This is a genomic window from Stenotrophomonas panacihumi, from assembly GCF_001431645.1.
GTDB classification, from domain to species: Bacteria; Pseudomonadota; Gammaproteobacteria; order Xanthomonadales; family Xanthomonadaceae; genus Stenotrophomonas_A; species Stenotrophomonas_A panacihumi.
Genome location: NZ_LLXU01000130.1, coordinates 1 through 15,223, shown reverse-complemented (window position 1 = coordinate 15,223; position 15,223 = coordinate 1). Strand labels below are relative to the sequence as shown.

Here is a 15,223-nt window from a genome sequence, read left to right as displayed (position 1 = left end):
GGGGCCCTTGGGGCCCCATCCTGCGCGCATGACCACGCTTGTTTCCCTTCCGGGCGCCGCGCCCGCCCCGGACTACCAGTCGCTGGACCGGCCGTTGAACTTCACCGGTGCCGCCGCGGCCAAGGTGCGCGAACTGATCCAGGACGAAGGCAATGCCGATCTGGCGCTGCGCGTGTACATCCAGGGCGGTGGCTGCTCGGGCTTCCAGTACGGCTTCGAATTCGACGAGAACCGCGCCGAGGACGACCTGGCCGTGGCGACCGATGGCGTCACCCTGCTGGTCGACCCGCTGAGCCTGCAGTACCTGATGGGCGCCGAGGTCGATTACACCGAGAGCCTCACCGGCGCGCAGTTCGTCATCCGCAATCCCAACGCCAAGACCACCTGCGGCTGCGGCAGCAGCTTCAGCGTCTGAGCGTCGCGCCAGCGAACCCGCACGGGGCCGGCATTGCCGGCCCTTTGTTTTTCCGGCGCACGCGGTTGCGGTGAAACGGCTTTGACGGCAGGCTTGCGCAGATGCCTGCATCGATTCCGACCTTCTCCGGCTTCGCCTTCGTCGCCCAGCCGCTCGACCGCGCCGACCCGCTGCGCGATGACGCCGACGCCCTGGCCCGGCACTGGCCCCGTGCCCGCGTGCTGGTGCTGGATGCCGAAGGCCTGGCCTATGCCGACGAACACGGCCAGCCGGCCGCGCTGACCGGCGCGGATATCGGCCCCGCGCCGGGCACGGCGATCTTCCTGGGCCTTGCCGGCGAGCAGGCGTGGTTCTGCGTGGATGCCACGCAGGTCACCGTGGAGGCGCCGGGCCGCATCGACCTGCGCCGCGCCGGCGCCGAATGGCCCGGTGCACTTTCCACCGCCTTCGCCTATGCCCGCGGCATGTCGTGGTGGCAGGCGCGCACGCGCTTCTGCGGCGTGTGCGGCGGGCCCATCGCCTTCCGTCGTGGCGGCTTCATCGGCCACTGCGCGCAATGCGGCAACGACCACTATCCGCGCGTGGACCCGGCGGTGATCGTGGCCGTCAGCGATGGCGCGCGCCTGCTGCTCGGCCGCCAGGCCAGCTGGGCGCCGCGCCGCTATTCGGTGATCGCCGGGTTCGTGGAGCCGGGCGAATCGCTGGAGCAGACCGTCGCGCGCGAAGTGCACGAGGAAACGCAGATCCGCATCGACGCCTGCCAGTACCTGGGCGCGCAGCCGTGGCCGTTCCCCGGCGCGCTGATGCTGGGTTTCCGCGCGCAGGCCGACGGCGCGCAGCCGCCGCAGGTGGATGGCGAACTGGAAGACGCGCGCTGGTTCACCCGCGAGGAAGTCGGCGCCGCGCTGGCCCGCGACGGCCATGACGACGGCGAAGGCCTGCTGCTGGCGCCCTCCATCTCCATCGCCCGCGCCCTGATCGAAGACTGGTACCACCGAGGCTGACGGCGGCGGCGCCTTGCCGCATCATCGGCCCTGCACCACCGGCATCGTCAGGAGACACCCGCCCATGTTCACCGCTCTGGTTGCCGTGATCGTCGCCCTGGCGCTGGGCCATATCGCCCCGGCCCAAGTGGCGCGCCTGCGCCATTTCGGCTGGTTCGAGCATTGGCTGGACTGGCTGGGCGAACAATCGCGCGGCGGCGGTCCGTGGCACGGCCGCTATGGCGTGGCGATGGCGTTGTTGCCGCCGCTGCTGCCGGTGTTGCTGCTGCAGTGGCTGCTGCGTGGCCACGCCTACGGTTTGCCCTCGCTGCTCTACGGCGTGCTGGTGCTGGCCTGGACCTGGGGCCCGCGCGACCTGGACCGCGATGTCGAAGCGGTGATCGATGCCGATGACCCGGCCACGCGCCGTGCCGCGGTCTCGCACCTGCAGGCCGCCGGCGGCAGCCTGCACGAGGACGCGCCCTCGCTGGTGGAGGCGGTGATCCTCAACGGCCTGCGGCGCTGGTTCGGGGTGCTGTTCTGGTTCCTGCTGCTGGGCCCGTTCGGCGCGGTGCTGTACCGCCTGCTCGTGCTGATGGTCGAAGGCCCGCTGAGCGGCAAGCTGCCGCCGGCGCACGAACGCGGCGCGCATGCCCTGCTGGCGGCGCTGGAATGGCCGGTGGCGCAGCTGATCGTGCTGTCGATGGCGCTGGTCGGCAATTTCGACACCGTCTACCGCGCATGGCGCAACGCGCACGGCAACCGCTGGGCGCTGGAGCCGGCCTTCCTCGGCGCGGTGGCGCGCGCCAGCGTGCGCGCCGAACTGCGCGAGGAAGCGCACGACTACACCGACGCCGGCCTGGTGCCGGTATGGCGTCGCCTGCCCGAAGTGCGCGATGCGATGAGCCTGGTGTGGCGCGTGCTGCTGCTGTGGATGGTGGCGCTGGCGCTGCTGGTGATTGCCGGCTGGGTCGGCTGAGCCTGCTCAGCCCGGCGCCAGTGCGGTGAACGGAAACCAGGGCAGGTTGCGCGCGATCCAGTAGGCGGGAATCAGCACCAGCCAGAAGTTCGGGCGCGAGACGACCGAGACGATTGGCGCGAACCATCGCGCGCGCCAACCGAAATGCCAGGCCACCAGCCCCGGCACGAGGGCCAGGCCGGTCATCACCGCCGGGTTCATGCCAAATGCCGTGGCGATGTCCAGGTGCAGCAACGCGTGCAACGCGCGGGTCATGCCGCAGCCCGGGCAGTAGAAGCCGGTCAACGCGCGGAACAGGCACGGCGGGAAAGGGCTTCCCGCCGCGTTCGGATCGAAGTGGTACACCAGCCACAGGCCGGTGGCGGCGAGCGGGACGCCCGCCGCCACCGCGATCCAGTGCCAGCCGCGCAGGGCGGTCACGACATGTGCTGCATCTGCTGCATGGCTTCCATGTAGCTGCTCATGCCGCCGGTGGCCAGCGCCACGATGTTGATGACCAGGCCGACGATCGCCAGCGCGGTGGTCACCCAGCACCAGGTCTTGGCGTTGTTGGAGGCGGCGCGCGCGCCGTCGAGGTCGCCCTGCGCCAGCAGCGAGTTGACCTTGCTGGAGAACACGATGGCCACGATGCCGGTGATCAGCGCCGGGCAGCACAGGCAGAAGCCCAGCACGGTGGAGATGATCGACCAGGCGAGGTAGTTGGGGATGGGCTGCACGGTCGGCGGCGGGGCGACGGGCGGGACTGCGCTCATGCGGGTACTCCTGCGGGTGGTGGTGGGGAATCGATTCGGTTCAAGCGGAACGGAAAAGGCGCACGCATGCGGCAAGCCCGTGTCGGGCCCGTGATGTCGTGCGTGGCGGTGCGAAGCGGCATTCGGTTCCCCCCGGCGGCTTCCGTTCCGCGGTCGCCATGGCGACGACCGCATGGCCGCCAGCGTAGCGGCGGGGCGCCGGCTTGGAAAGCCGGCATGCCCGGTTCAGGCCAGCTCCCCGCGCAGTGCGCGCACCTGCGCTTCGAGCGCCGGCGCGTCCACGCCCTGCGGGTCCAGCGGCGGCCCGGCGGCCACCTGCACGTGCGCGCGGAAGCGCCGCGGCACGCGCATGCGGCCCAGGCGGGTGTCGCGCCGGCTCCACATGCTGCTCCACATGCCGCGCAGCGCCATCGGCACCACCGGCACCGCGCGGCGTTCCAGGATCTTCTCCACGCCGCTCTTGAACGGGGCGATCTCGCCATCGCGGGTCAGCGCGCCCTCCGGGAAGATGCACACCAGCTCGCCCTCGGCCAGCGCGGCGTCGATCTCGTCGAAGGCGCGCTGCATCAGCGCGGGATCCTCGCGCGCGCCGGCGATCGGGATCGCCTTGGCGGTGCGGAAGATCCAGCGCATCACCGGGATGTTGAAGATCTTGTAGTACATGACGAAGCGCACCGGCCGCGGCACCGTCGCCGCCAGGATCAGCGCGTCCATGTAGCTGACGTGGTTGCACACGATCAGCGCGGCACCCTCGTCGGGCACGTTCTTCTCGATGCCGTGCAGCTCCAGCCGATACAGCGTGCGCACCAGCAGCCAGCTGAGGAAGCGCATCAGGAATTCGGGGACGATGGTGAAGATGTAGATCGCCACGATCGTGTTGGCGATCGCCAGCGCCAGGAACACCTGCGGGATCGTCCAGCCCAGCCAGCGCTGCACCGCGATGCCCACCACCGCGGCCACCACGATGAACAGCGAATTCTGGATGTTGAGCCCGGCGATCACGCGCGAGAGCTCCGCGCGCGGCGTGCGGCTCTGGATCAGCGCGAACAGCGGCACCACGAAGAAACCGGTGAACACGCCGATGCCGAGCAGGTCGAACATGATGCGCGCGCTGCCGGGCTGCTTCACGAAGCCGATCACGTCCAGCCCGGCGGCCAGCGCCTGGCCCGGGCGGGCGAAATACAGGTCCAGCATGAAGGCGCTGATGCCGAATGCGCCCAGCGGCACCAGGCCGATTTCCACCGTGCGCCCGGATAGCTTCTCGCACAGCAGCGAACCGCTGCCGGTGCCGATGGAAAACAGCGCCAGCGCGAACACGTACAGCTCCGGCCGCCCACCTAGGTTGAGCTCGGCATAGCCCGGCAGCTGCGCGGTGATCACCGTGCCGACGAACCAGAACCACGACACGCCGAGGATCGCGTTGCGCACCGCCAGCTGGCGGCGGGTCAGGCGCATGATCGCCAGCGATTCGGGGATCGGGTTCCAGTTGATCTTCAGGTCCGGCGCGCCGGCTTCCACGCGTGGCACGCGGCGCGCGACGAGGTTGCCGGTCACCGCGAGCAGGATCACCGCCACCGCGGCCACCACCGTGCCGTGCGCGCCGGCGAAGGTGAAGATCAACCCGCCGAAGATCATGCCGCACAGGATCGAGATCGAGGTGCCCATCTCGACCAGGCCGTTGCCGCCGGTGAGTTCCTCCGGCTTGAGCACCGAGGGCAGGATCGAATATTTCACCGGCCCGAACAGCGTGGATTGCAGGCCGGTGCAGAACAGCGCCACCAGCAGCACGACCAGGTTCTGGGTGAGGAAGCCCACCGCCGCCAGCGACATCACCGCGATCTCCATCGTGGTGGTGATGACGATCAGCCGCTGTTTCTCCAGCTTCTCGGCGATTTGCCCGGCGAGGGCCGAAAACAGGAAGTAGGGCAGGATGAACAGCGCCGGTGCCAGGTTCGTGTAGATCAGCCGCTGCGACTGCTCCACCGCCAGGAAGCCCAGCAGGCCGATGATGGCCTGGCGGTACACGTTGTCGTTGAAGGCCCCCAGGGCCTGCACGGTGAAGAAGGGGAGGAAGCGTCGCTGCTTCAACAGCGCGAACTGGCTGTGGCCCGATGACATGCACGACTCCTTGGCGGTCGCGCGCAGCCTAGCAGGACGCTATGCGGCTCTGGAACCTTGACGGCCCGCGCCGCGCAATGCTGCATGCCGGCCATGGCGGCGACGCTGCCGGGGCGCGCCGTCATACTGTGCGGCCCCCGCGCCGGTATGCCCGATGTCCACCGCCTCGCACTATCCCCGGATCAAGCAGAGCCTGGTGCTGCTGATGGCCGTGGCCACCGGCCTGGCCGTGGCCAGCAACTATTACGCCCAGCCGCTGCTGCAGACCCTGGCGCAGACCTTCGGCGTGGACGTGCGCAGCGCCGGCATGGTGGTGACCGTGGCCCAGCTCTCCTATGCGGCGGGCCTGTTGTTCATCGTGCCGCTGGGCGACCGGCTGGAGCGCCGCGGGCTGATCGTCGGCCTGTACGTGGCCTGCGCGGGCGGCCTGCTGATCAGCGCGTTCTCCTCCAGCTTCCCGATGCTGCTGGCGGGCACGCTGGTCACCGGGCTGTGCTCGGTGTCGGCGCAGGTGCTGGTGCCGTACGCGGCCACGCTGGCCGCGCCGCAAGAACGCGGGCGCGTGGTCGGCATGGTGATGAGCGGCCTGCTGCTGGGCATCCTGCTGGCGCGCACCATCTCCGGCCTGCTGGCCGGCGCCTGTGGCTGGCATACGGTGTACTGGGTCGCCTCCGGGCTGATGCTGGTGGTGGCCGCACTGCTGTATCGCGGGCTGCCGCGCCATGACGGCGATGCGTCGTTGTCCTATCCGCACCTGATCGTCTCGGTGCTCACGCTGCTGCGCGACGAGCCGGTGCTGCGCGGCCGCGCCGTGCTCGGCGGGTTGATCTTCGCCGGCTTCAGCGTGTTCTGGACCACCCTGGCGTTCCTGCTCGCCGGGCCGGATTACGGTTACGGCACCAGCCTGATCGGCCTGTTCGGCTTGATCGGCGCGGCCGGTGCACTGGCCGCCAATCTCTCCGGCAAGTTGTCCGACCACGGCCACGGCATGCTGGCCAGCTGGGGTGGCCTGGTGATGCTGCTGGTGTCGTGGGGCATGCTGTGGGCCGCGCCGCATTCGTTGTGGCTGCTGATCGTCGGCGTGCTGCTGCTCGACATCGCCGTGCAGGGCGTGCACATCAACAACCAGAGCGTGATCTACCAGCTCGATGCCGCCGCGCGAAATCGCATCACCTCCGCCTACATGACCTGCTACTTCATCGGCGGCGCGCTCGGTTCCAGCGCCGGCACCGTCGCTTACGCGCGCGCCGGCTGGCACGGCGTGGTGGTGGCCGGGGCGGTACTCGCGGTGGCGGCACTGGCGTGGATGGGCGTGAGCCAGCGGGCACGGCCGGCGCGCTGAGCCGGCACATTTCGATATTCCCCGGCTGTCAGGCCAGGCCTACTGACCCGCTGGGGCGGGAGTCGTGGTGGCTTGCGCGACGGCGCCCGGCTGCAGCACCACTTCCTGCGCGGCGGCGCGAAGCCGCGGCAGCAATCGCAATACCAGGGCCAACTGGGTGCGCAGCAGGCGCTGCTTCGGCAGCGCGTCCTCGGCGTAGTCGTCCAGCGCCTCGGCCATGGCGGCCTCCACGCTTTCATCCACCGCCGGCAATGGCTGGCGTCGCGCCAGATGGTCGGCAATGCCGCCGAGCGCGCGCTGCAGGTAATCGCCGGCTTCGCGCGTCTGCGCGTCGAGGTCGAGCTTCTCGCGGTGCGCGCCCAGTGCCGAGAGATAACCGAGCAGCACGTTGGACAACGCCAGGAACCTGAAGCCCGCATCGAGGTTGCGGCGCACGTAGCCCGGCTCGCGCAGCATGTTCGACAGCGCCACCGAGAGCGCCGCGTCGGCGTTGTGCATGTCGCGGCGCGCGATGCGGTAGTTGAGGTCGTCGCGCTGGCCCTGCGCGTACTGGCCGAGCACTTCGCGCAGGTAGCGCGAGCCGCTGGCCATCACGTTGGCGATGACCTGGTGCAGGCGCCGTCCCTGCCAGTCCGGCAGGATCAGGAACGAGGCCAGCGCGGCGATCAGGCAGCCCACCAGCGTATCGACCAGCCGCGGCCACAGCAGCACGAAGCCGTCCCCCAGCAGGTTGAAGCACAGCAGCGCCATCACGGTGATCGCGGCGGTGGCGAGCAGGTAGCGGTCGGTGCGGGTGACGAAGAACAGCAGCGCGGCCAGCAACGCCAGCAGCAGCTGCATCTCCACCCCGGTGAACAGCTGCATCAGCGCCCAGGTGGCGCCCAGGCCCACCAGCGTGCCGGCGATGCGCTGCACCAGCCGCAGCCGCGTGGCGCCGTAGTTGGGCCGGCACACGAACGCGGTGGTGAGCAGGATCCAGAAGCCGTTGTGCGCATGCATCAGCTTCATCACCGCATAGCCGGCGAGCAGCGCCACGGCCATGCGCACGCCGTGGCGGAACAGCACCGAACCGGGCGTGAGCTGCGCCAGCAGGCGCTGGCCCATCTCGCGCAGCGTGTGCGGGGAGGAATCGCGCAGGCGGGTGTCGATGCCGTCCAGCGGCGTGTCCGACAACGAGGATTCGGACAGCCGGCGCTCGATGCCTTGCAGGTTGCTCGCCAGCAGCTCCAGCGAGCCGAGCAGGCGTGCTTGCGCGGGGTCGGCGCGCGCGTGCAGGAAATCGAGCGACTGGCGCAGGTCGTCGGTGGCCTGGCGGCTGCTGTCGGCGTACACGAACGGCTGGCGCAACCGCAGCGCCTGGCCCAGCGCGATGCAGGCCGCGCCCTGCAGGGCGAGCAGGCGCCGGCAGCGGTACAGCACGTCGCTGTGGAAGAACGCCTCGGTCAGCGCGTCGTACGGATAGTGCGAGGAACTGGCGCGTTCGTGGAAATCCTGCGCCAGGTAATACAGGCGGAAGTACAGGCCGGATTGCACGCCCGGCCGGCCCGAGCGCCCGAAGCGGCTGAGGATCGCCGCCTTCGCCGCGTTGAGCGCGGCCACCACCTGCGCGTTCTGCTCGGCCAGCGCCAGCCGTCGCGCGTGCAGGTCCTCGCCGCGCACCGGCTCGAACAGGTCGGCCTTGCGCCGCAGGTATTCGCCCAGTACCTCGAACAGCCGTGCCAGGCGCTCGCGCACCGGGCGGTTGGCGAACAGCGCCGACCACACGATCGACAGCAGCCCGTACCACGCCGCGCCGAGCAACAGCAGCACGCTGCCGCGCCAGGCATCGGCCGGATGGCCGCCGATGGCATGGTGCTGGTCGAGCCCGATCATCGTGTAGATCGCCAGTGCCACGGTGGCCTGCGCGATGGAGGCATAGCGCTCGCCAAGCGCGCCCAGCAGCGTCAGCGCGAAGGTGGACAGCGCCAGGCCGGCCACGAAGGCCCATGGATGCGGGAACAGCCATACCACCGCGGCCGAGGACAACGCGAAGCACAGCAGCGACAGCAGCACCGACTTCGTGCGGCCGAGCCAGTTGTCGTCGGTTTCGGCGATGGCGCTGGCGATGATGCCGAGGAAGATCGCCGGCAGCGCGGCGAGCTGGCCGCCGTACCAGCAGCCGCCCATCGCCACGCCCAGCGCGATCAGTACCCGCAGCCCGTAGCTGGCTTTCTCATGGGCCCACAGGCGGCCCAGGCGGGATTCGATCGACGGTTTCGGCACGACGGCTCACGCGGGCGGGGTCGTGGCCATTATGGGCATGCCGCCGTGATCGTGGCGGCCAAAAGCATGCGAGGCGCTCAGTGCCCCTCTTCGCGCGCGATGGCCCGCCAGCCGATGTCGCGGCGGTGGAACTCGTGCGTCCAGTGGATGCGGTCCACGCCACGGTACGCGCGCTGCTGCGCGTCGCGCACGCTGTCGCCCAGCGCGGCCACGCACAGCACGCGGCCACCCGCGCTGAGCACGTGCCCGTGCGCATCGAGCGCGGTACCGGCATGGAACACCTTGGCATCGTCCGGCACGGCGCCCAGGCCCTCGATGACCTCGCCGCTCACCGGCGTTTCCGGGTACGGCCGCGAGGCCATCACCACGCCCAGCGACGGGCGCGGATCCCACTGCGCCTGCACGGTGTCCAGGCGTTCGTCGATGGCCGCCTCGACCAGGTCCACCAGGTCCGACTGCAGGCGCAGCATGACCGGCTGGGTTTCCGGGTCGCCGAAGCGCACGTTGAATTCGATCACCTTCGGCGCGCCGGCGGCGTCGATCATCAGGCCGGCATAGAGGAAGCCGGTGAACGGAATGCCATCGGCGGCCATGCCGCGCACGGTCGGCTCGACCACTTCGCGCATCACCCGTGCGTGCACCTCGGCGGTGACCACCGGGGCGGGCGAGTAGGCGCCCATGCCGCCGGTGTTCGGGCCGGTGTCGCCGTCGCCGACGCGCTTGTGGTCCTGGCTGGTGGCCATCGGCAGCGCGGTGACGCCGTCCACCATCGAGATGAAGCTGGCTTCCTCGCCGTCGAGGAATTCCTCGATCACCACGCGCGCACCGGCGTCGCCGAACGCGTTGCCCGAGAGCATGTCGCGCACCGCGGCCTCGGCTTCGGCCAGGGTCATCGCCACGATCACGCCCTTGCCGGCGGCCAGGCCGTCGGCCTTGACCACGATCGGCGCGCCCTTCTCGCGCACGTAGGACAGCGCGGCGCCCACTTCGTGGTGCACGGCGTAGAACGCGGTGGGGATGCCGTGGCGGGCGAGGAAGTCCTTGGCGTAGGCCTTGCTGCCTTCCAGCTGCGCGGCGGCGGCGGTGGGCCCGAAGATGCGCAGGCCGGCGGCGCGGAAGCGATCGACCACGCCGGCTACCAGCGGCACTTCGGGGCCGACCACGGTCAGCGCGACGGTTTCGTCCTGCGCAATCTGCAGCAGGCGGTCGAGGTCGCTCACCTTGGCCACGATGTTGCGGCACTTGTCCTCGATGGCGGTGCCGGCGTTGCCCGGGGCGACCAGCACCTCGCTCACGCGCGGGGACTGGGCCAGCTTCCAGGCCAGCGCGTGCTCGCGGCCACCGGAACCAATGACGAGGATCTTCATGCGGTCAGGACTCCTGCGCGGCCGTTCGGCCTACGCGATGAAAAAAGCGGGGTGGTAGTCGACCCGTGCCTGCGGCGCGTCGCCGTCGCCGATCAGCAGGGCCTGGAAGTATTCGGCCGGCGCGCCCTCGAAACGCAGCGAGGCGACCGGGCGGAACCCGAAACGCGCATACCAGCCGGGGTCGCCGAGCACCACGCAGCCGCGCGCGCCCAGCGCCGGTAGTTCGGCCAGCGCCGCGCGCACCAGCGCGCTGCCGACGCCGCGGCCCTGGTCGGCGGGATCCACCGCGACCGGGCCCAGGCCGAACCAGCCTGCGCTGCCGTCATCGAGCACCACCGGCGAGATCGCCACGTGGCCGGCGATGCGGCCATCGACGTCGGCCACGCGCGCCACCGCCAGCGCATGGGCGGCGCGCAACGCGGCGACGATGCGGGCTTCATTGCCGCCGGCATGTTCGGCGCCGGCGAACGCAGCATCGATCACGCGGGCAATCGCTTCATGGTCGGCGGAAGTTTCTTCGCGTATCCACATGGCGCGCCTCGCGTGTCCGTTGCTGCGGTCAGTGACGGAAGTGGCGCACGCCGGTGAACACCATCGCCAGGCCATGTTCGTCGGCGGCGGCGATCACCTCGGCGTCGCGCATCGAACCACCCGGCTGGATCACCGCGGCGATGCCCGCCTCGGCGGCGGCGTCGATGCCGTCGCGGAACGGGAAAAACGCATCGGAGGCCATCACCGAGCCCGGCACCACCAGGTGCGCGTCGGCGGCCTTGATGCCGGCGATGCGCGCCGAATACACGCGGCTCATCTGCCCGGCGCCGACGCCGATCGTGCGGTTGTCCTTCGCATAGACGATCGCGTTGGACTTGACGTACTTGGCCACGCGCCAGGCGAACAGCAGGTCGCGCAGCTGCGCCTCGGTCGGCGCCACCTTCGTGACCACCTTCAGTTCCTGCGCGCTCATGCCACGGTTGTCGGAGGACTGCAGCAGCAGGCCCGAGCCGATGCGCTTGCTGTCGTAGTTGTTCAGGCCTTCGCCGTGCGGGATCTGCAGCACGCGCACGTTGGCCTTCTTGGTGGCGTAATCCAGCGCGCCGGGCTCGTAATCCGGGGCGATCAGCACCTCGACGAACTGGCGGTCCAGGATCGCCTTGGCGGTGGCCGCGTCCAGCGTGCGGTTGAAGGCGATGATGCCGCCGAACGCGCTGGTCGGGTCGGTGGCATAGGCCAGCTCATAGGCATCGCCGCAGGCCACGCCCACCGCCACGCCGCACGGGTTGGCGTGCTTGACGATCACGCAGGCCGGCGCGTCGAACTGGCGCACGCATTCCCACGCCGCGTCGGCGTCGGCCAGGTTGTTGTAGCTCAGTTCCTTGCCCTGCAGCTGGCGGAACGTGGCCAGGGTGCCCGGCACCGGGTAGAGGTCGCGGTAGAACGCGCCGCTCTGGTGCGGGTTCTCGCCGTAGCGCAGGTCCATCACCTTCACGAAGGTGGAGTTCATCTGCGCCGGGTATTCGGTGCGCTGCGGCACGGCCTGGCTGGTGTCGGCCACGGCCGAGAGGTAGTTGCTGATCGCCGCGTCGTACTGCGCCACGCGGTTGAACGCGGCCACCGACAGCGCGAAGCGCTGCGCGGCCGACAGCTGGCCGTCGTTGGCTTCCAGTTCGGCGAGCAGGCCGGCGTACTGCGACGGATCGGTCGCCACCGCCACGCGGGCGAAATTCTTCGCCGCCGAGCGCAGCATCGCCGGGCCGCCGATGTCGATGTTCTCCACCGCGTCGGCCAGCGTGCAATCGGCCCGGGCGGTGACCGACTCGAACGGATACAGGTTCAGCACCAGCAGGTCGATCGGCGCGATGCCGTGTTCGGCCATCACCGCATCGTCGGTGCCGGCGCGGCCGAGCAGGCCGCCGTGCACCATCGGGTGCAGGGTCTTGACCCGCCCGTCCATCATTTCCGGGAAGCCGGTGACGTCGGAGACGTCCTTCACCGGCAGGCCGGCCTCGCGGATCGCCTTGGCGGTGCCGCCGGTGGACAGCAGTTCGACGCCGCGCGCGGCGAGGGCACGGGCCAGGTCGACCAGGCCGGTCTTGTCGGAAACGGAAAGCAGGGCCCGGCGGACGGGCAGCAGATCGGAAGACATGGAAGCGGGGGTGGGGATGCGGAGCGGGCCGATATTGTAAACGGCCTGCCTCCCCGGCGTTCCCCCGTGGCCCGTCGCGGACGCCGCGGCGGGAAGGGCGCTTACGACAGCCCGTATTCCTTCAGCTTCTTGCGCAGGGTGGCGCGGTGGATGCCCAGCATGGCCGCCGCGCGGCTCTGGTTGCCCTCGCAGTGGTTGAGCACTTCCACGAACAGCGGAATCTCCATCTCGCGCAGGACGATCACGTACATGTCGTCGGCGTCGCTGCCATCCAGGTCGCGCAGGTAGCGGCGCACGGACTGTGCGACATGCTCGCGCAGCGGCGACTTGGGAGCACCGCGACTGGCGTCGGGACGGGTGGTGGCAGCGTTCAAGGACATCCCCGGGATGAAGAAGCCGGCGGAGTGGCCGCCGGCGAGGGGGAGTGAGTCTAGCGCGTGCGCCGGGCGCCTGCCATCGGCGCCGGCCGCCTCAATGGAAGTCGAAGGTGAACGCCGCGGTGCCGGCCGCCGGCTCGCGGACGCGGAAGTCGATCCGCCCGCTTTGCCCCGGCGCGAGCGTCTCGCCGGGCGGCGGCGCGTGGCCGAGGTAGTCCTCCGGGGCGAACACGCGGCTGCCGATCACCCGGCCGTCGGCATCGGACAGCGACAGCTGCAGGTAAGGCCACGCCTGGTTCCAGCGCGCGTCGTTGCGGAAGCTCGCCTGGATGCGCAGTACGCCGGGCTGGTCGGCGGCGGGACGCACGTCGCGGTCGAGCATGCTGAAGGCGGCTGGCTCGTGCCACACCGGCAGTTCGCAGTGCAGGGCGCCACACAAGGTGGAGAGCAGCGGACGCCAGCGGGCATCGGTGGCCAGGCGCGCGCGGTCGGCGAGCAGGATCTGCAGCACCAGCAGCAGGGCAAGCGCGCACAGCGCGATCCACTGCCAGACCGGCGCGCGTGGTGCGCGCACGCTGGCACGCGGCCGCGCGAAGGTGGGCGCGTGCGGCGCGGCGATCGGCAGCGCGTCGGGTTCGGCGATGGCCGGGGCGTGGGCCTCGGAAGACGCTTCGTCCGGTGTCGCCGTCGGCGTGGCTGCACTGGGCGCCTGCGCTTCGGTGGCGGACGCTTCGGAGGGCGTCGGCGCGGGGGCAGGCGGGGTGACGGGCTCGGCGACCGGCGTGGTTTTGACGACCGGTGAATCGGCCGCCGCCTCGATCACCGGCTCGGTGGCTGGCACGCCGGTGGCTTCTTCCGGCGCGGCTGCTTCTGCCTCGACCGGGGGCGCAGCCGGCGGCGGCGCTGCCGCGGCGGGACGACGCAGGAAGCTGGCCAGGGCACGACGCGGCGGCGGGGTTTCGGTCATCGGGACAGCGGCGTCAGGAGATTCCCTATTCAAGCATGCGGAGTACGCCGGCCGGAACCGCCGCCCTTCGGCGCTTGTTGATCCCGGCCCGCCGGGCAAGCATGACTGGCATGGAAAGCACGGACAGCACCACTGGCTGGCACGCCACGACGCCGCATGCGGGGCGGGCGTCAGCGCCGTCCGCGGCGCGCGGCGGGCGAATGGATCAACTCCAGCAGGCCGGTGCGCTGGCGTGGCCGCAGCTGTTCGAAGCCGGCCAGCAGCTGTCGCTGCTGCTCGCTGAGCGGGTGGTAGCTGGCTTCCTCCTCGGCGATCGCCTCGGGCGGGCCGAAGCTCGCCTCACCGCGGCCGGTCGCCAGGTATTCGAAAGCCAGGCCGCTGCGCTTGGCCAGGGCGATGAGGTTCTCCACCGAAGGCGCCGTGCCTTCGCTCATTTCCCATTGGGCCACCGCGCTGCGGGAGATCCCCAGTTCCGCCGCCAACGTTTCCTGCGTCATCCCGGTCAGGCGCCGGGCCTCGCGAATCCTTTCGTAGAGCTTGCTCACCACATTTCCAATCGACGCACACACAGGTGCGCACATATAGCGTTCGCGGCTGAATGGCGGGCTCGCTCGCCTGATCGGCCGATCCATGTCAGCAATTCTGACCTTGACGGAAAGCTGCAGTACAGCTCCGCAGCCCGGGCGAGAGGCGCGCAGTGACGTCCGTCTCATCCACGCGTCGTCCCCAGGGCGTCCCCGGCGTGCGCCGCTACCGGGTGTGGTGGCTGGAGGGGCGCGCCGAAGTCGTGCCTGCTGGCCGCGCCGTACGCGCGGGGCGTTCGCCGATGGACGCGATGCTGCTGGCGCTTGGGCTCGCCGCGGGTGTGCTGGGCGCCGGGGCGGCGCCCTGGGTGGCATGGGGGGCCATCCCGCTGCTCACCGGTATCGCGATCGGGCTGCGCGCGCGCTGGGCACGCCATCGCACCTGCCGGCTGCGTCGGCGCGGCGCACGGCCGGGGCCGTGGGTCTGGGCGATCGATGCCGAATCGGCCGCCTGCACCGCGCGCATCCGTGTCGACGCGGCCGCGCCAGCGCGTCAGGCGCGGCGGACGCCTTCGATGCGCATCCAGTCGCCGTCCTGTTCGCAACGCAGGTCGTCGAACCACGCGGCGTAGCGGTCCAGCAGCTCGCCTTCCTGGCCATGCAGGATGCCGGAGAGCGCGATGCGCCCGCCCGGCGCGACGCGCTCGGCCAGCGTGGCGGCCAGGGCTTCCAGCGCCGAGGCAAGGATGTTGGCGACCACCACCGGATAGGTGCCCACCGGTTCGTCTTCGGGCAGGTACACCGAGAAGCGCGCGCCGACTTCGTTGCGTTCGGCGTTGTCATGGCTGGCGACCAGCGCCTGCGGGTCGTTGTCCACGCCCACCGCCTCGCCGGCGCCGAGCTTCAGCGCGGCCAGCGCGAGGATGCCCGAGCCGCAGCCGAAATCGAGCACGCGCCGGCCTTGCAGCAGGCCCTCGCCGGCCAGCCCGTCGAG

The 15,223-nt window shown here is 70.6% G+C and carries 15 protein-coding genes; 4 read left to right on the top strand and 11 right to left on the bottom strand.

What is annotated here, in order from left to right:
• Positions 1–28: 28 nt before the first annotated feature.
• The 3 genes from erpA (at position 29) to ARC20_RS16625 (ending at position 2,377) form a co-directional block, all read left to right on the top strand.
• Positions 29–415: an iron-sulfur cluster insertion protein ErpA gene (gene erpA, locus ARC20_RS16635; RefSeq protein ID WP_057649142.1), complete on the top strand. Its 387-nt coding sequence runs from the start codon at positions 29–31 to the stop codon at positions 413–415.
• A 101-nt stretch (positions 416–516) separates the two neighbouring features.
• Complete coding sequence (gene nudC, locus ARC20_RS16630) at positions 517–1,419, top strand: NAD(+) diphosphatase (protein ID WP_057649140.1); 903 nt, start codon at positions 517–519, stop codon at positions 1,417–1,419.
• A 64-nt stretch (positions 1,420–1,483) separates the two neighbouring features.
• Positions 1,484–2,377, top strand: coding sequence for a regulatory signaling modulator protein AmpE (locus ARC20_RS16625; RefSeq protein ID WP_057649138.1), 894 nt, complete (start codon positions 1,484–1,486; stop codon positions 2,375–2,377).
• A gap of 6 nt (positions 2,378–2,383) precedes the next feature.
• Here the strand turns inward: ARC20_RS16625 and ARC20_RS16620 are convergent, their stop codons facing one another.
• The 3 genes from ARC20_RS16620 to ARC20_RS16610 all read right to left on the bottom strand — a co-directional run bounded on the left by ARC20_RS16620 (position 2,384) and on the right by ARC20_RS16610 (position 5,247).
• A complete protein-coding gene (locus ARC20_RS16620) occupies positions 2,384–2,788 on the bottom strand; it encodes a DUF2752 domain-containing protein (RefSeq protein ID WP_057649170.1) in 405 nt (134 codons plus the stop codon).
• A 5-nt stretch (positions 2,789–2,793) separates the two neighbouring features.
• Positions 2,794–3,129, bottom strand: a complete 336-nt coding sequence (locus tag ARC20_RS16615) for a CD225/dispanin family protein (RefSeq protein ID WP_057649136.1) — start codon at positions 3,127–3,129, stop codon at positions 2,794–2,796.
• 225 nt (positions 3,130–3,354) lie between these two features.
• Positions 3,355–5,247, bottom strand: a complete 1,893-nt coding sequence (locus ARC20_RS16610; RefSeq protein ID WP_057649134.1) for an MFS transporter — start codon at positions 5,245–5,247, stop codon at positions 3,355–3,357.
• A gap of 154 nt (positions 5,248–5,401) precedes the next feature.
• Here ARC20_RS16610 and ARC20_RS16605 point away from each other — a divergent pair, with 154 nt between their 5' ends.
• A complete protein-coding gene (locus tag ARC20_RS16605; protein ID WP_057649132.1) occupies positions 5,402–6,589 on the top strand; it encodes an MFS transporter in 1,188 nt (395 codons plus the stop codon).
• Positions 6,590–6,628: 39 nt separating this feature from the next.
• Here the strand turns inward: ARC20_RS16605 and yccS are convergent, their stop codons facing one another.
• From yccS to ARC20_RS16565, 8 genes are all read right to left on the bottom strand, one after another.
• Entirely contained in the window at positions 6,629–8,851 is a 2,223-nt protein-coding gene (gene yccS, locus ARC20_RS16600; RefSeq protein WP_057649130.1) for a YccS family putative transporter, read from the bottom strand.
• A 77-nt stretch (positions 8,852–8,928) separates the two neighbouring features.
• Complete coding sequence (gene purD, locus ARC20_RS16595) at positions 8,929–10,218, bottom strand: phosphoribosylamine--glycine ligase (protein ID WP_057649129.1); 1,290 nt, start codon at positions 10,216–10,218, stop codon at positions 8,929–8,931.
• Positions 10,219–10,248: 30 nt separating this feature from the next.
• Positions 10,249–10,749, bottom strand: coding sequence for a GNAT family N-acetyltransferase (locus ARC20_RS16590; protein ID WP_057649127.1), 501 nt, complete (start codon positions 10,747–10,749; stop codon positions 10,249–10,251).
• Between the two features lie 28 nt (positions 10,750–10,777).
• Entirely contained in the window at positions 10,778–12,361 is a 1,584-nt protein-coding gene (gene purH, locus ARC20_RS16585; RefSeq protein WP_057649125.1) for a bifunctional phosphoribosylaminoimidazolecarboxamide formyltransferase/IMP cyclohydrolase, read from the bottom strand.
• Between the two features lie 101 nt (positions 12,362–12,462).
• Positions 12,463–12,735 carry a DNA-binding transcriptional regulator Fis gene (gene fis / locus ARC20_RS16580; protein WP_057649168.1) on the bottom strand — a complete coding sequence of 91 codons (273 nt, stop codon included), beginning with the start codon at positions 12,733–12,735 and terminating at the stop codon, positions 12,463–12,465.
• Between the two features lie 97 nt (positions 12,736–12,832).
• Positions 12,833–13,705, bottom strand: a complete 873-nt coding sequence (locus ARC20_RS16575; RefSeq protein ID WP_081418248.1) for a DUF3426 domain-containing protein — start codon at positions 13,703–13,705, stop codon at positions 12,833–12,835.
• 170 nt (positions 13,706–13,875) lie between these two features.
• Positions 13,876–14,250, bottom strand: a complete 375-nt coding sequence (locus tag ARC20_RS16570) for a helix-turn-helix domain-containing protein (protein ID WP_057649124.1) — start codon at positions 14,248–14,250, stop codon at positions 13,876–13,878.
• Positions 14,251–14,782: 532 nt separating this feature from the next.
• Positions 14,783–15,223, bottom strand: a 441-nt coding sequence (locus ARC20_RS16565) for a 50S ribosomal protein L11 methyltransferase (RefSeq protein WP_152983965.1), incomplete at its 5' end; no start/stop codon positions are given.

What these genes read in the sequence shown, in the direction of transcription:
- nudC (WP_057649140.1), top strand. Translation starts at nt 517, where the DNA reads ATGCCTGCATCGATTCCGACCTTCTCCGGCTTCGCCTTCGTCGCCCAG.
- ARC20_RS16610 (WP_057649134.1), bottom strand. Translation starts at nt 5,247, where the DNA reads ATGTCATCGGGCCACAGCCAGTTCGCGCTGTTGAAGCAGCGACGCTTC.
- purD (WP_057649129.1), bottom strand. Translation starts at nt 10,218, where the DNA reads ATGAAGATCCTCGTCATTGGTTCCGGTGGCCGCGAGCACGCGCTGGCC.
- ARC20_RS16625 (WP_057649138.1), top strand. Translation starts at nt 1,484, where the DNA reads ATGTTCACCGCTCTGGTTGCCGTGATCGTCGCCCTGGCGCTGGGCCAT.
- purH (WP_057649125.1), bottom strand. Translation starts at nt 12,361, where the DNA reads ATGTCTTCCGATCTGCTGCCCGTCCGCCGGGCCCTGCTTTCCGTTTCC.
- erpA (WP_057649142.1), top strand. Translation starts at nt 29, where the DNA reads ATGACCACGCTTGTTTCCCTTCCGGGCGCCGCGCCCGCCCCGGACTAC.
- ARC20_RS16590 (WP_057649127.1), bottom strand. Translation starts at nt 10,749, where the DNA reads ATGTGGATACGCGAAGAAACTTCCGCCGACCATGAAGCGATTGCCCGC.
- ARC20_RS16575 (WP_081418248.1), bottom strand. Translation starts at nt 13,705, where the DNA reads ATGACCGAAACCCCGCCGCCGCGTCGTGCCCTGGCCAGCTTCCTGCGT.
- ARC20_RS16605 (WP_057649132.1), top strand. Translation starts at nt 5,402, where the DNA reads ATGTCCACCGCCTCGCACTATCCCCGGATCAAGCAGAGCCTGGTGCTG.
- ARC20_RS16615 (WP_057649136.1), bottom strand. Translation starts at nt 3,129, where the DNA reads ATGAGCGCAGTCCCGCCCGTCGCCCCGCCGCCGACCGTGCAGCCCATC.